General features: G+C 44.3%; 17 protein-coding genes and 1 pseudogene. 8 read left to right on the top strand and 10 right to left on the bottom strand.

The genetic code is table 11. From position 1 onward, the window contains the following. Nucleotides 1–5 precede the first annotated feature (5 nt). Entirely contained in the window at nt 6–881 is an 876-nt protein-coding gene (locus CVV77_RS18435; protein ID WP_100276166.1) for a TetR/AcrR family transcriptional regulator, read from the bottom strand. A gap of 168 nt (nt 882–1,049) precedes the next feature. Between CVV77_RS18435 and spxO the strand changes: the two genes are divergently transcribed. After that, complete coding sequence (gene spxO / locus CVV77_RS18440) at nt 1,050–1,214, top strand: anti-adapter protein SpxO (protein WP_003221681.1); 165 nt, start codon at nt 1,050–1,052, stop codon at nt 1,212–1,214. 28 nt (nt 1,215–1,242) lie between these two features. Here the strand turns inward: spxO and cssS are convergent, their stop codons facing one another. Together cssS and cssR are read right to left on the bottom strand one after the other, a co-directional pair. Next, the gene (gene cssS / locus CVV77_RS18445) at nt 1,243–2,598 is read right to left on the bottom strand and encodes a two-component system sensor histidine kinase CssS (protein WP_060399453.1); all 1,356 of its coding nucleotides are present in this window, start codon (nt 2,596–2,598) and stop codon (nt 1,243–1,245) included. Further along, the gene (gene cssR, locus CVV77_RS18450; protein WP_003240782.1) at nt 2,595–3,272 is read right to left on the bottom strand and encodes a two-component system response regulator CssR; all 678 of its coding nucleotides are present in this window, start codon (nt 3,270–3,272) and stop codon (nt 2,595–2,597) included. Before cssR ends, cssS begins: the two co-directional genes overlap by 4 nt. A 277-nt stretch (nt 3,273–3,549) precedes the next feature. On the opposite strand from cssR, the gene CVV77_RS18455 reads away from it, so the two are divergent. Continuing rightward, nucleotides 3,550–4,926 carry a S1C family serine protease gene (locus CVV77_RS18455; RefSeq protein ID WP_100276167.1) on the top strand — a complete coding sequence of 459 codons (1,377 nt, stop codon included), beginning with the start codon at nt 3,550–3,552 and terminating at the stop codon, nt 4,924–4,926. Nucleotides 4,927–4,969: 43 nt separating this feature from the next. On the opposite strand, the gene mrgA is transcribed toward CVV77_RS18455, so the two are convergent. Then, the gene (mrgA, locus tag CVV77_RS18460) at nt 4,970–5,431 is read right to left on the bottom strand and encodes a metalloregulation DNA-binding stress protein MgrA (protein ID WP_003221689.1); all 462 of its coding nucleotides are present in this window, start codon (nt 5,429–5,431) and stop codon (nt 4,970–4,972) included. Nucleotides 5,432–5,520: 89 nt separating this feature from the next. Further along, nucleotides 5,521–6,363 carry an oxidoreductase gene (locus tag CVV77_RS18465; protein WP_100276168.1) on the bottom strand — a complete coding sequence of 281 codons (843 nt, stop codon included), beginning with the start codon at nt 6,361–6,363 and terminating at the stop codon, nt 5,521–5,523. A 133-nt stretch (nt 6,364–6,496) separates the two neighbouring features. Here CVV77_RS18465 and CVV77_RS18470 point away from each other — a divergent pair, with 133 nt between their 5' ends. From CVV77_RS18470 to CVV77_RS18485, 4 genes and pseudogenes are all read left to right on the top strand, one after another. After that, on the top strand, nt 6,497–8,293 hold the full coding sequence (locus CVV77_RS18470) for a M3 family oligoendopeptidase (RefSeq protein WP_100276169.1): 1,797 nt from the start codon (nt 6,497–6,499) through the stop codon (nt 8,291–8,293). 111 nt (nt 8,294–8,404) lie between these two features. Further along, a complete protein-coding gene (locus tag CVV77_RS18475; RefSeq protein ID WP_100276170.1) occupies nt 8,405–8,842 on the top strand; it encodes a YusW family protein in 438 nt (145 codons plus the stop codon). 218 nt (nt 8,843–9,060) lie between these two features. Further along, a complete protein-coding gene (locus tag CVV77_RS18480; protein ID WP_075749192.1) occupies nt 9,061–9,888 on the top strand; it encodes an ABC transporter ATP-binding protein in 828 nt (275 codons plus the stop codon). 27 nt (nt 9,889–9,915) lie between these two features. Next, a pseudogene (locus CVV77_RS18485) lies at nt 9,916–10,204 on the top strand (YusU family protein). A 20-nt stretch (nt 10,205–10,224) separates the two neighbouring features. Here the strand turns inward: CVV77_RS18485 and CVV77_RS18490 are convergent. Continuing rightward, complete coding sequence (locus CVV77_RS18490) at nt 10,225–11,112, bottom strand: LysR family transcriptional regulator (RefSeq protein WP_100276171.1); 888 nt, start codon at nt 11,110–11,112, stop codon at nt 10,225–10,227. Nucleotides 11,113–11,245: 133 nt separating this feature from the next. On the opposite strand from CVV77_RS18490, the gene CVV77_RS18495 reads away from it, so the two are divergent. Together CVV77_RS18495 and CVV77_RS18500 are read left to right on the top strand one after the other, a co-directional pair. Further along, on the top strand, nt 11,246–11,986 hold the full coding sequence (locus tag CVV77_RS18495; RefSeq protein WP_100276172.1) for an SDR family NAD(P)-dependent oxidoreductase: 741 nt from the start codon (nt 11,246–11,248) through the stop codon (nt 11,984–11,986). A gap of 17 nt (nt 11,987–12,003) precedes the next feature. Next, nucleotides 12,004–12,387, top strand: a complete 384-nt coding sequence (locus CVV77_RS18500) for a tautomerase family protein (protein ID WP_100276173.1) — start codon at nt 12,004–12,006, stop codon at nt 12,385–12,387. 36 nt (nt 12,388–12,423) lie between these two features. Here the strand turns inward: CVV77_RS18500 and mdtP are convergent, their stop codons facing one another. The 4 genes from mdtP to CVV77_RS18520 form a co-directional block, all read right to left on the bottom strand. Beyond that, the gene (gene mdtP, locus CVV77_RS18505) at nt 12,424–14,040 is read right to left on the bottom strand and encodes a multidrug efflux MFS transporter MdtP (protein ID WP_003240811.1); all 1,617 of its coding nucleotides are present in this window, start codon (nt 14,038–14,040) and stop codon (nt 12,424–12,426) included. 1 nt (nt 14,041) lies between these two features. Continuing rightward, nucleotides 14,042–14,512: a MarR family transcriptional regulator MdtR gene (gene mdtR, locus CVV77_RS18510; RefSeq protein ID WP_060399445.1), complete on the bottom strand. Its 471-nt coding sequence runs from the start codon at nt 14,510–14,512 to the stop codon at nt 14,042–14,044. A gap of 158 nt (nt 14,513–14,670) precedes the next feature. After that, complete coding sequence (locus CVV77_RS18515) at nt 14,671–15,003, bottom strand: spore coat protein (RefSeq protein WP_100276174.1); 333 nt, start codon at nt 15,001–15,003, stop codon at nt 14,671–14,673. 12 nt (nt 15,004–15,015) lie between these two features. Then, nucleotides 15,016–15,261, bottom strand: coding sequence for a hypothetical protein (locus tag CVV77_RS18520; protein WP_084993306.1), 246 nt, complete (start codon nt 15,259–15,261; stop codon nt 15,016–15,018). Between the last annotated feature and the right edge of the window lie 13 nt (nt 15,262–15,274).

A 15,274-nucleotide genomic window follows, 5' to 3' on the forward strand; every position in this document is an offset into this window, starting at 1 on the left:
TTCTTCTAAATATGTTGCTGTTTTAATAGATATTTAAGCTGCTCCGCATCTTTGGCGAGAGCCTCAGACTCCGTCAGATTATGGATCATTCCTTTTATGATCGCCAGCTTCGGTGTTTTTTTCTTCATTTCTGCTTCAAGTATGTCCAAGCTCTCCGATAATTCAAGAGAGGAGTTTGTGTTTAAGCTGTTTATTTTGTCACGAAGGCTTTTCACAATCGATTCAGTCAGCGGGTCAGGCCGTCCGTGCGTAAGAGGCCCAAATAAAGAGCTTGCCTCTTCCAATGTGATGAAAGGCTTATCGTTTCGTTCAGACATGCCTTTTACCATATCATCAATTCTATTAATAATGATATCAGCTAATTGATCCGGCTTCACATTGTACCCGAGCAAAATCATGCATTCCAGGTAAATCTGGCTGATGCCCTCTATTAAGAAACAAAGCTCTGCAGTATACGGTTCCGCCTTTTTTCCGTAAATGTTCAGCAGGCTGTCGATATGAAATTGAAGTGAGGACTGGCGGATTTTTTTTGCGCATTGCTCCACTTCCTCTGTGTAAGGCAGAGAGCCTTCCTTCATCTGCATGCTGATAAAATCCTTGTGTTCAAGGATGTTTTCATAGAGCACGGTCAGCTGTTTGCGGTAAGCCGTTCTGGGGCTGTCGCCCTTCGTTTTAATATTTAAAATTCGGGTAAACGTTTTATCATAATAGTAGTTCAGCATAGAGAGAAGAAGCGCTTCTTTCGAAGGAAAATAAATATAAAAAGCGCCTTTAGATATTTTGCATTCTTTTGCGATTTCCTGTACTGATGTTGAGTTGTATCCTTTTTGGGCAAACAGTTTTAAGGCTGTTTCAATAATCAGCTTTTCTTTTTCCTTCAATGGTTCCACCCTTTCGGAGCCCGGAGGCCTGCATAGGATATGACCATATAGTCACACCTTCTGTTATAAAATTAACCTTATTGTAACTTGTTTTTTTATCATGTATTATTTATATTATAAATTGAGATGACCGAACGGTCAAAGCTCAAGCGAAAGGGTGAATCTAGAATGAGAGAATTGGACGAAATGATCAGCCGCTTGCGAAACAGAGGAATCAAAGTGGAGAAAGTCAAATATCCGAAGCAGACCTTATCAGAGAAAAAATGGGTTCATCAATGCAAACAGCCGCTCAAAACAAATTACAGAGACTTTAACGGCTATTCTTTCACATAAAAAAATAGACTGCAAAAACATCTACAGTCTATTTTGGCACTGCTATGCGGTATGTTACACCCGTTTTGTCATTTTCAATTGAGATAGAGGCCTTATGAAGAGTTAAAATTCGTTTTACGATGCTGAGACCAATGCCGAATTCGCCTTTCTTCCCTTTATTAAAAGGCTCATAGAGGCTGGAGAGCATCTCATCTTCAATATGCGGACCGTCATTTTTGATGGTGATCACGATATTCCGATCATCTTGTTTCATGCTGATTTCTATTTTTGTCGCAGCATAGCGGATTTGATTTTCCAGAATATTCTCAAGGAGTTTGTTCCATTGCTCCGGATCGCCCGGCATCAGAATGTCTTCTTCTACATCAATATCCCACGATAATTCTTTCCGTGCCCACTTCAGTCTTTCGATGACTTCTTCTGTCACTTCCACGATACTGAACATGTCGTGCTGCACTTTTTGCTTTGCTAAATAATCCAGCTTTGTTAAATATAATAAATCCTTTATTTTTTTCTCCAGCTTAAGAGCTTCGCCTTCAATGACATCTACTGTATTTTCAAGATCTCCTTTAGGAAAAATCCCGTCTTTAATAGATTGTGTATAACCTCTGATAACCATAACCGGTGTTTTTAAATCGTGAGAGATATTTTGCAATAGGGTTCTTTCTGTTTCGTCCTTTTGCACAAGCTTTTGACGCATCTCCTCGATGGTATGGCCCAATTTGCCGATTTCATCTTTCCGATCCACTTTCACTGGGTCATCCCAATCCTGTTCGGAAATCCGTTTGACGTGTTTTTCAAATGACACGAGAGGCCTTGATAAATACTTCGCAAGCCAAATGGCTGGAATCCAGCTTAATAAAATGACAACAGCTAAAATAAACAGAAGCTGTCTGAATAGGGTATAGGCCAGATCGTCCCGATAGGAATCAAGCGCGTAGGAGAGCATCATAGCTGATTGTCCATTGACGGAAAGCCCCTTTTTAATGACAAAAAACACTTTCTCTCCATCGACGTCGGCGCTGTACCGTTTCTTTTTGGCCTCCTGCTTATCAGCCAGCTTGTACACCTTATGGATAAACGAAGATGACAGGATTCTCAAATCCTTGTCTGAAGAAGCAGCTTCATTTTCGGGCAGGAGCACGTGCTGCACAGAGCGCACAGTCGTAGGCGCTGTGGCTTCCTCACTGTAATAGCGCCTTTCAATTGAACCCGGCAGGCGGTACTCCGTCAGAACATGCTGCTCATTTTCAATTGTCGTATACGTTTCATTGGTAAAGAAATCGCGCAGCGTGTTTGAAAATAACACTAGCAGTAAAATAGATATCGCTAATAGGATGCCGGATATGACAACCCATATTTGAAACGCGAGCGGCTTGTTTTTCATGATGACATCATCCTGTAGCCGAACCCGTAAATCGTCTCCACCTTCAATTCAGGCATCTTTCTGCGCAGTCTCCGGACGAGGTCATCAACAACCCGGTCTGTGCCGAAGTAGTCATGCCCCCATACTTTTACGAGAATATCCTCTCGAGAGTATGGATGTCCTTTATGATGGATAAATAAAAGCAGCAGATCAAATTCCTTTGACGTCAAATTGATGATATTTCCATTTTCATCATAGACCTCGCGGGCGTCTTCCGCGACCCGATACGAAGAGACGGCGATTTCATTTTTTTGTACAGGCGGAGCTTCCTTATAAACGAGCTGTAGCAGCTTTTGTACACGTATTATCAGCTCCCGCGGCAAAAACGGCTTTGAAATGTAGTCATTGCTGCCAAGCTCTAAGCCAAGCACTCTGTCAATATCTGCATCTCGGGCGGAAATAAAAATGACCGGCACGTCAGGATCTTTCGCTTTGATTTCTTTTATTAATGTATAGCCGTCGGTATCCGGCAGCATGATATCGAGAATCCAAAGGTGGGGAGACGGCGTCATTTTCTTTCTGGCGTCTTCACCTTTCGTAAAAGATGTAATGTTCCAGCCCTCATTCTCTAAATACTTCGTCAGCAGTTCGTTCAGGTTATCCTCATCTTCAACTAGATAAATGGTGTATGACAAGGCTCTTCACATCCTTTCAACGTCATTATAAACTAGTTTTAACATACGGCAGGCAATTTTCATAATTTCACATATTCTTTTCATTTTTATCCCACAATGTTTGTTTATGATATGTATAAGGGAAGAAAGGAAGAGAAAAAGAGCGAGGAAGATGTAGGATGATCAAACATATTCTATTTTGGTGCTTTGCTTTTCTCCTCATCATTGGGACAATTGAACTTGTACATGCGATTAATATGTAACGATAAATGAAAAACCGTTAAGGGAGTGTAAGAACATGGATTATCGACGTGATGACCAAAACGATCAACCTCAAGCAGAATCTTCACATACAGAACATCAGAATACAGAAAACCGGCAGCTGATTGAACATTCTGAACAGAAATTTCTTGACGCGCCTGTTTCGTATGAAGCGGGAAAGCAGGAAACGGCTTCTGCTTTAGAAAGGGAGAAGACAGAAACGGCTGTGAAAAAAGAAAAGAAACGGAAAGCCGCTTGGCTGAGCCCGATTTTAGGCGGAATTATCGGCGGGGGCCTGATGCTCGGCATCGCGCCTTATCTGCCGTCAGACCAAAACCAGACGACTGAGACCGTTTCCGCCAATAAACAGGTGCAGTCTGATAATTTTACAACGACACCGATCACTAACGCTTCAAACGTCGCTGATATGGTAGAGGATTTAGAGCCGACGATTGTCGGTATCTCCAACATCCAAACCTCCCAAAATAACACATTCGGCACGGGAGGCGGCTCCAGCTCAGAAAGTGAAAGCGGAACGGGGTCAGGCGTCATTTTCAAGAAAGACAGCAATAAAGCGTATATCATTACAAACAACCATGTTGTTCAAGGCGCGAATAAGCTGACTGTCACGTTATACAACGGAGAAACGGAGACTGCCAAACTTGTCGGCAGCGATACCATAACTGATTTGGCCGTTCTGGAAATCAGCAGCAAGAACGTCAAAAAAGTGGCGAGCTTCGGTGACTCTTCAAAGCTGCGCACGGGCGAAAAGGTAATCGCCATCGGAAACCCGCTCGGACAGCAGTTTTCCGGTACGGTGACACAAGGCATCATCAGCGGATTGAACCGGACAATTGATGTAGATACAACGCAAGGAACGGTGGAAATGAACGTGCTGCAAACTGACGCAGCGATCAATCCGGGGAACAGCGGAGGTCCGTTAATCAATGCAAGCGGCCAAGTCATCGGCATCAACAGTTTAAAGGTGAGCGAAAGCGGCGTGGAGTCACTTGGATTTGCGATACCAAGCAATGATGTAGAGCCGATTGTTGACCAGCTGCTGGAAAACGGGAAGGTAGACCGTCCGTTTTTAGGCGTGCAAATGATTGACATGTCACAAGTGCCAGAAACCTATCAGGAAAATACACTCGGCCTGTTTGGAGATCAATTGGGCAAAGGTGTTTATGTAAAAGAAGTTCAAGGGAATTCACCTGCAGCAAAAGCCGGTATCAAATCTGAGGATGTCATTGTCAAACTAAACGGTAAAGACGTGGAAAGCAGCGCGGATATCCGCCAGATCCTTTACAAAGACTTGAAAGTCGGAGATAAAACGACAATTCAAGTACTGCGAAACGGAAAAACGAAAACCTTGAACGTGACACTGACCAAGCAGACAGAAAGCAGCACAAGCTAAGCGGTAATCAAAAAGCTGAACCCGAAAAGGGTTCAGCTTTTTTTTATCCTAAGTAAGCGGAAAGCATCCACACTTGTTTTTCAACTTCATCAATTAGTCCGACAAACAAGTCCGCTGTCGCATTGTCTTGATTTTCTTCAGCCAGGCCGATCACGAATTTAGATTCGCTGCTGATTTGTTTGTAGTCATTTACCAATGCTTGTACCATTTCTGACGCTGATGTTTCGTTTCCGCCGTCTGTGATAGACGCATGCTCAGTGTATTCCTTCAATGTGGCAACAGGCTGTCCGCCAATCGCTAGCAGGCGCTCAGCGATGGTATCGACCGTTTCAGCCGCATGGTCATACAGTTCTTCAAATTTTTCATGCAATGTAAAGAAATGAGGCCCTTTCACATACCAATGGAAACGGTGGAGCTTAGAGTATAACAGAAACCAGTTTGATAATTGTGTGTTCATTGAATTCTCAACTAATGTTTGGTTTGTTTTTGCATTTTCAGTTTTCATAAGATAACGTCCTCCTTGTGATCTGTTAACTTAATTATACCACCTATTAATTAAAAATCAATACTAAATTATAATAATTATAATTTAGATCAACTGAAAAGTTTTTTCTTGAGGATAGATTCCCACGCAGACCAAGGAAAAAGCGATCGGAATAACAAGGTGAGCTTGATGCCTTTTCCGATCGGATATCGCAATTTCTTTAAGCGCTGTTTTGTTGACAATTGATAAATGAGGTCGGCAACCTCTTGGGGATCTCCACTTTCATCTGCGTTTTTTTCAACGTAGGAAAGGATCTTTTTATAGTATCGATGATAAGCTGAATCGTCAGCGGGCACCGACATATAAGTTGATAATGATGTTGACCAGATTGATGTCTTGTATGAGCCCGGCTCGATCAAAGCGGTTTCGATTCCGAACGGAAGCAGCTCCATACGCAGGCTTTCAGAAAAACCCTCCAGTGCATGCTTGGAAGCTGCATAAGGCGACAGCGCAGGAAATCCGGTCAGACCGCTGATGCTGCTCACATTTATAATCTTTGCGCCGCTATGCTTTCTTATGTAAGGCAAAACGGTTTTTGTCACATGAATTAATCCGAAGACATTTGTTTCAAATTGTTGTCTGAAATGTTCCATCGGCACATCCTCGACAAATCCTCCATAAGCCGTTCCGGCGTTGTTCACCAGAATATCAATGGGAGCGTAAGTGCTAACAGCTTTTCCGAATGAAGCGATAGATTGTTCATCTGTGACATCGAGAGCGGTAATGTGAATAGAATCAGACACATTGTGTGCTGCGGCCAATTCTCGAAGCTGTTCAGCTTTCTCAGGCTGTCTTGTTGTGGCAATCACGAAAAATGACTTGGCGAGCTTCACAGCTGCCAGCTGACCAAAGCCTTTTGACGCTCCTGTTACGATGGCAATTTTTTTATTCATCATATACCTCCTATTAAACTGCTACAGCTATTGTACAATCATGAACGGAAAATTACGCCTATCAAAGAAATTTTTATACAATAATTCAGAATTGTTCTATAATAAAATGAAAGAAGGAAAGGGGTTTTGTGTTATGGCGCTGCAAGGGGTAGACCAAAGATGGGATCTTGATTCATTTTTTAAGGGAGGGAGCCAATCCGAAGAATTCAAGGGATATATCAAGAAGCTGTCACAAAGTCTGCATGCATTTCAAGACATGACTGATGCGTTTCAGATGCCTGAATCGCCTGAAGATACTGAAGAACTGACGTCTTTGCTTGATTTATTCGAACAGACATCCGTCAGGCTTCAGCAGGCCGGCGCTTATGTCGCTTGCCTTATGGCCCAGAATATCAGTGATCATAAGGCTAATGAGCATAAATCGCTGATGAATCAGCTTTCTGCAAATTTTCAGTCCTCTCTCGTCACATTGGATCATAAGCTTGTGGACATTGACCAAGACGTGTGGAATACACTGCTTACAAAACCGGGATTACGTGATGTATCGTACATATTAAATGAAAGAAGACAGCGGGTTGCCGAAAAGCTCAGCCCGGGTAAAGAGAAACTGATTGGAAACCTTGCGGTGGACGGGTATCACGCTTGGAGTGACTTATACAATATGGTTGTCGGGAAAATGACGATACCGTATGAGGAAAACGGTGAGAACAAGCAATTGTCTGTTGGCCAAGCTGAAAATGTGATGGCCCATCAAGACCGCGCTGTCAGAAAAACAATATATGAACGCTTGCATCAAGCCTGGGAGAGCAAGCAGGATGTGTTCAGCAGCACACTGAATCATTTAGCGGGATTCCGGCTTGAAACCTATAAAGCGCGCGGCTGGGAGAACGTCCTGAAGGAGCCGCTGCAGATCAACCGGATGAAAAAAGAAACACTGGATACGATGTGGCAGGTCATAGCTGAAAACAAACAGCCGTTCGTTCAGTATCTGAACCGGAAAGCATCAATGCTCGGCCTTGAAAAGCTCAGCTGGTACGATGTTCAGGCGCCGATCGGTTCTGATGGAAAGGCTTATTCATATGATGAAGCCGCAAATGTTATCGTCAGCCAGTTTTCAACGTTAGGCAAAAAACTGTCCTCTTTCACTGAAAAAGCGTTTCGGGACCGCTGGATTGAAGCGGAAGACAGGAGCGGAAAAAGAGTCGGCGGCTTTTGCACGAGCTTTCCGGACAGCGGTGAATCACGGATTTTCATGACGTTTTCGGGAAGTGCCTCAAATGTCTCAACGCTTGCACATGAGCTCGGACACGCGTTCCATCAGGAAGCGATGCTCAACGTCAGGCCGTTAAACCGTTCCTACGCTATGAACGTCGCGGAAACGGCCTCGACGTTTGCAGAGATGATTGTGGCGGACGCGACTGTCCAGCAGGCGCAGACGAAGGAGGAAAAGCTTGTCCTTCTTGAAGATAAAGTGCAAAGAAGCGTTGCGTTCTTCATGAATATCCATGCCAGATTCCTATTCGAAACGAGATTTTACGAAGAACGAAAGCGGGGAGCTGTCCCGGCCGACCGCTTGAATGAGCTGATGGAAGAGGCGCAAAAAGAGGCATATTGCGATGCGTTAGGGGAGTATCATCCGCTTTTTTGGGCGTCAAAGCTTCACTTTCATATCACGAGGGTGCCATTTTACAATTTCCCTTATACGTTCGGCTACCTGTTTTCTCTTGGTATTTATGCATTGGCGCTTGAAGAAAAAAATGCGTTCGAAGAAAAGTATATAGCGCTATTGCGCGATACGGCTTCTATGACCGTTGAAGATTTGGCGATGAAGCATTTGGGCGCTGATATCACGAAGCGTGATTTCTGGGAGAATGCAATCAAGCTGGCCGTTCGGGATGCGGAAGCCTTTTTGCAAATGACTGAATCTTAAAGAAAAGCCGTGGCGTAAGTTGCCTCGGCTTCTTTTTCAATTCTCCTCTGAATGAGGATTTCATTCTCTGGATATACCTAAAACAAATGGAATCCTACAGGGGGGAAACATATGCATTTGATCAGAGCAGCCGGGGCTGTTTGTCTCGCAGTGGTTCTGATTGCGGGCTGCCGTCTCAATGAAGATCAGCAGCAGGCAGAAGGAGAAAATACAGCCCTCACCCAGCAGAAGTCCGTTCCTTACAGCAATTTCTCGCTTCGGGTGAGCTATGGGGATGGTGAGCATAATCGTTATGAAAGCATATATACAAAAAACGGGACTCAGGAAACAGCGGAAATACAGGATAAGCTCTCCGGCGTCAAACAGGAGGGAGAAGAAGCATTAGATGAGATGAAAATAATCCTGAGCGAGCTTTCCGTGACAGACCAAATGGCAGAAACAGAAGTGATCCACAGTGTGCTGGCAGCATTTAATTTGGACAGCCATTATGATCATATCGACTTAAAACTGAAGCTGAAGGACGGCTCAGTCAGAGAAATTAAGAAATAACCTTGTGATAAAAAACCCATAAACGCCAATTATGTCCAAAAAACTAATTGAAAATGATTTTCAAAGTCATTGTTTTCTGCTACAATGAGGGATATATGACCATATCAAATGGCTGAATATCGAATCAACTTGCATTGATGACAATTGACTTAAAACGCATGTATATAGAAAACGTGCAATACATAGTGCTGCTAAAAAGCCAGCAAAAAGGAGCGGTTATGGGTATGAGTGCAATTTCTACAGAAACGCTGAGCTTAGGATACGGGGATGCCGTTATTATCGATGAGTTGAATTTAACAATTCCAAAAGGTGAAATCACCGTATTTATTGGCAGCAATGGCTGCGGAAAATCGACACTTTTACGTTCATTAGCGCGTCTGATGAAGCCGAGAGGCGGTTCAGTGCTGCTGGAAGGAAGAGCGATTGCCAAGCTTCCGACGAAGGAAGTCGCAAAAGAGCTCGCCATCCTGCCGCAAGGTCCTTCGGCTCCAGAGGGGCTGACAGTGCATCAGCTGGTCAAACAAGGAAGATATCCTTACCAAAACTGGCTGAAACAGTGGTCAAAAGAGGATGAGGCAGCAGTTGAGAGAGCGCTTAAAGCAACAAAGCTTGAGGACATGGCTGACCGCGCCGTCGATTCTTTGTCAGGAGGACAGCGCCAGCGGGCTTGGATCGCGATGACGCTTGCGCAGGAAACGGATATCATCCTTTTAGACGAGCCGACGACGTATTTAGACATGACGCACCAAATAGAAATTCTTGATTTGCTGTTTGAGCTGAATGAAAAGGAAGAGCGGACGATTGTTATGGTTCTCCATGACTTAAACTTGGCGTGCCGCTATGCGCATCATCTCGTGGCTATAAAAGATAAACGTATTTATGCTGAAGGCCGTCCTGAAGAGGTCATTACTTGTGATCTTGTGCAAAATGTGTTTTCTATGAACTGTCAGGTCACACAGGACCCGCTGTTTGGAACGCCTCTTTGCATCCCTCATGGCAAGGGCAGATGCATTGTCCAGGAAGCGGCTTTCACATCACATGGATAAATAACGCCAGCGGAAGGAGCTTTCACCCTGAGAAAGCTCCTTGCTGTTTTTTTCGAAAGGAAGATGGAAAATGGAACAAAAACTTCAGGAGCAGTTAGATGGATTGCTGGAGAAATATACTGAGCTTCTGCTTGGTGAATCAAACAATGAGCTAAAAGAAGAAGTGAAGCAATGGATTTTGTACACGCATATAGCCAAAAGCATGCCTCCGCTCGCTAAGCATTGGAATGCGACATATCCTGATGCAAAGCAGGGCATTAAAGATATCATTCAGCATATTAAGGAATTAAATGAAGCGCATCGAAACAAACAATAGCTGAAAAAGCAGTCTGCCAATCAGAGCAGACTGCTTTTTTGTGATGCTGCCGTTTTATCAGGCGCAAAGGAATCCATAAAGGTCCGCAACGCGCTGCTGATAAACGAATCTTTTCGAACAATAAATTCTGTTTTCATCTGTCTGAGGGCTTCAGGCAGCGGGTACAATCGAATCGACCCTTCAGCCTCGTGTTTCTGCACAACCGTTCTCGGCAGCAAAGAAATGCCAAGACCTGCTGTAACCCCGCCGATAATCGCTTCAAGCGTGCCAAATTCCATAATGACCGGCTGTGTGACGCCGACAGAGCGCAGCCATTTTTCAAGTGTCTCTCGATACGAACAGCCTGTGCTGTAAACGAGAATCGGCTTTGTGATGGCTTCCTCTGCATTGGAAACAGAAGCAGCCGAAACAACCACTGGTTCTTCCTCAAATGCAGGATAGGATTTGAGCTCAGGATGATTGCATTCGCATCCGATAAACGCGCCATCCAATTCATAACGAAGAACTTTATCAATGAGAAATTGTGTATGCCCTGTTGTTAAAGATAGCTGTACGTTTGGATGCTCTTCATAATAAGCAGCTAGAAGCTTCGGAAGCCTTACCGCGGCGGTTGTCTGAGTAGAGCCGATCATAAGCGGCCCGCTTGGTTCGACGGAGGATGAGAGCGCTTTAGACGCTTCATCCAGCAGGCCGATAATTTTATTTGCGTAGTCCAGCAGCAGTTTTCCGCTTGCAGAAAGTGTCATGCCGCGATTATGGCGCAAAAACAGAATGGTGCCAAGCTCAGCTTCCAATTGTTGAATTCTTGCTGTGACATTCGATTGCACATAGCCAAGCTGCAGGGCGGCTTTCGTAATTGTGCCTTCACGGGCTACCATTTGAAACACACGTAAATCTCCGCTTTCCATTTTGAATTCCTCCGTTCATTTGATATCAATCTGAGTGATATCAAGTATCTTTAACAATCATTATACGTAACATCCAATCTGGATTACAATGGAAACAGCAAGATCATTTAATTAACAACAAGGAGTGGCGGCAATGAATGTAATCAACAAAATAGCTCTCGTAACAGGGGGCGGCACAGGAATCGGAAGAGCTGCCAGCATGGAATTGGCAAAACGCGGAGCGGTTGTTGCGGTGAATTATTCACGCTCGCAATCCGAAGCGGAGGAAACCGTGGAAATGATTAAAAAAGAAGGCGGGCAAGCCTTCGCCATCCAAGCGGATGTATCCAAAAACAGCGAAGTGCAGGACATGGTTCAATCGATTGTGAAAACACACGGCACGATTGATGTTTTAGTCAACAACGCCAGCATTACGCGGCATATTCCAATGGATGATCTAGAAGCTGCGACAGAAGACATCTGGGATGAGCTGTACGCTGTCAATGTGAAAGGGATGTTTTTCTGCGCGCGGGCCGTTGTTCCGTTTATGAAAAAAAGCAAGGCTGGAGCGATCGTAAATGTCGGCAGTATCGCAGGTTTAACCGGGGCGGGCTCATCTATGCCTTACGCAGTGTCAAAATCGGCGGTGCACGGTTTAACGAAATCATTGGCCCACGCCTTAGCGCCCGAAATCAGAGTGAGCGGTGTAGCACCGGGAGCTGTCGCAACGAGATGGTGGGCTGGCCGGGAAGATAAAATGAAAAGCATGATCGGCTCTTTGCTGTTACAGCGTATTGCTGAACCGGAAGAGGTCGCCAAATTGATCTGTTCGCTTGTTGAACAGGAATCACTCACAGGCCAAATCATCACAATTGACAGCGGACAGACGCTGTAAAGAGAGGAGATGCGGGGATGCCATTTGTACAAATTCATTTGCGGGCGGGGAGAAGCGAAGCGTGGCTTCAAAAACTAAGCAGAACCATCCACCAATCGATGATCGAAGAAATCAATGTGCCGGAAGATGACTATTTTCAAGTCATCAGGCAATATGAGAAAAGCGAATTTTTTTATGATCCGTCTTATCTGCAGGTTGAGCGTACTGATGAACTGATATACATTCATTTTACGTTGAAGCATTCAAGAACAACTGTACAGAAAAAAGCGCTTTACCGCTCAATCGCAAGTGGGATTCATTCCGAGCTTGGTGTAAGAAAAGAAGATGTGTTTATCATGCTGGCCGGAAATCAGGATGAGGATTGGTCTTTCGGAAACGGAAGGGCTCAGATGATACAATAAAAAAACCCCGCGGATTGGTACCCGCGGGGTTTTCTATTAATGGGAAGGTGATTCAACGGCTTGTGCCGCTTTCTCCTTTACTTGTTCTCCCGTTTTCTTATTCGATAGCTTGATAGGTTTTAAGAACAATGTAAATACGGCTCCGACTGCGATAAAGATTAGGCCTGTATAAAACACGCTGTGGAGCGAATCCATCAACGATGTTTTTAAAATCGGCATAATATGGGATGAGAAAGCCGCAGGGATTTGTTTGATTGCGTCCGGGCTGAACAGTGATTGCAGCAGCCCTTGCGGATTTGTATCAATCATACCCTTTAGCTGGGCGGCAAATGAGCTTGCCTGTGCCGGAAGTGAGTCTAAATATGGCACCAGTTTATCAGTTAATAAACTTCCGGATCTCGCATTCATAACGGCTCCCAGCATGGTAATACCAAATGTTCCTCCGATAGAACGGAAGAATTGGCTGGATGAGGTGACAACCCCAAGCTCTTCCTTCGAAAAGCTTTCCTGTAAAGCCAGTGTCAGAATCGGCATAACCAGACCCATTCCCAGACCAATAATCGCCATATACGATGTAGCGACAAGCTTGCTCGTATCAAGATCCAAAGTTGTTAACAGAAGGAATCCTCCGGCCATAACCAGCATGCCTGTAATGATTTGCGGTTTAATGCCAATTTTGTAAACAAGCTGGCCGCCGATAATACTTGTAATAATCATAGAGATCATCATCGGTGTCATAATCGTGCCTGATTCAGACGCGCTTACACCGACAATTCCCTGCATAAAGAAAGGAACAAACGTAATTGCACCAAACATTCCGATACTCATAAAAAAGCCGATCAGGTTTAAAAATGTAAACGTTCTGTTTTTAAATAGATACATTGGCAGGATTGGCTCTTTTGCTTTTGATTCTACGATAATAAAGCTGACAATGCCGATTAGCGCGAGTGCGAATAAACCAAGAATCTGCCATGAATCCCACGCGTAATCTTTCCCGCCAAAGCTTAGGGCGAGAAGAAGGCTGACAACTCCGACAATCATCGTGAAAATACCAGCGATATCGAAGTTGATCGGACCAGTCTGCTGGCGGCCCTGCAATCCTCTGGCAATAAAAATAACCGCAATAATTCCGACTGGAAGGTTAATATAGAAAACCCATTTCCAGTTTAGCGAGTCTACAATCCAGCCGCCGATTTGCGGCCCAATCACTGAAGCAAGCCCGTAAATTGCGCCAAAGACCCCTTGGAATTTAGCACGCTGTTTTCCTGTGAACAAGTCACCGATAACAATCATAGCCATCGGCATCATGATGCCTCCGCCGATTCCTTGAAGTCCACGGAAGATAATCAATTCTGTCATATTATTGGCCATTCCGCACAAAGCAGAAGCTGCCATAAAAATAATCAAACCTGATACATAGACAATGCGGCGTCCCAATAAATCGGCCAGTTTACCGGCAATTGGAACGATGGTTGTTGATGTTAACAAATATGCAGTTGTCAGCCAGGTCATCATGCTCAAACCGCCGAGATCACCGACAATTTTCGGCATGGCCGTTCCGACAATGGTACCGTCAAGAGCTGAAAAAAACATGGCAATAATTAAGCCTGTTATTAATAACGTCCGTTTTGATTGTTTGCCTTCATTACTCATTTCATCCGTTTCCTTCTTTCATATTTTGCTTTTCATCAGTTTCCGCTGCAGCCTGTGCGAGCTTTTTTGTAATATGGGCCGCCTGAAGCATTTCCTCCTCTGTCAAGAAGGAAAGGTACCGTGCCATAATGGCCTTTCTGCCTGCCAAAACCTCCTCGAACTTTCTGTCTCCTTCATCAGTAAGACTGATATCTATCACTCGTCTGTCTTTTGTGTTGTGTGTTCTGGCGATGAGATTTTTTTGTTCAAGGCGATCTGCCATTAACGTCACCGCGCTTGGCTTGACCTCCATACGCTCGGCAATTTCAGAAATTTTGAGGCTGCCGTGTTTCTTTAAGCTGGCCAGCACAAACAGCTGCGCTGGAGTGACACCTTGTTTCTCCATGCTTTCCAGCATTTCAGGCTGTATCTTTTGAAAGAGCGCCTGAAGCGATAATTGAATATCGGACATTAACTGATCCGCACTCTTCATATTCATTTCCCCTCTGTTACATACACTGTATATATATTTTGATAACAAAATAGTTAATGCTTATTAAATATAAATAAGCGTAAATGAAAAGTCAACTTATTTTACACAAAAAAAGGATAGATGTCCGAAAGAACATCGTATCCCTTTTACTGATAGTGTTATTGCTGGTATGGAGACTGCTGCTGAATGGTCTGCTGGAACTTTTGATAGGACTGCTGCAGCTTCTGGGCATCCTCCGCTTCAACAGAATACCATCCATATTGGAACATGAGGTCATACAGTTTTCTTTGCGCTTTTTGTGACTCATCAAAAATGGATTGAATATCCTGATAAAGAGACTCGTGGCTGAATTCGTGCAAGGCTGTGCAATAAGCTGTTGTCATGTATTTTTCTGTTGTCAGCAGTTCGTTGACGAAATCTCTGTCATTCATCTCCGAAGTTGTCGGTATAGGTGTCTGAGGGTTGCTGATTTTCTGATTTTGCTGATTCATTCTGGCGCCTCCTTATTGGATGTAGCCGGACTGCTGCTGGCCTGGCTGCAGATGCTTTAATATTCTTTGATAGTGATCATGATGCATGTGTCCGACGCGGTCGAATTCTTGTTTTAATGATTGATCCTGGCACTGCTGCGCCATGAAATGTGCTTTTTTCATCGCGAGCAAATTCCAGTTCAGCATGTCATTCAGATACAAATGATCCTTTGTCGAAATAACGGAAGGCGGCATTTGAGATTGCTGCTGATTGTCCATTGTGATCCTCCTT

This window comes from Bacillus sp. SN1 (assembly GCF_002796895.1).
GTDB classification, from domain to species: Bacteria; Bacillota; Bacilli; order Bacillales; family Bacillaceae; genus Bacillus; species Bacillus inaquosorum.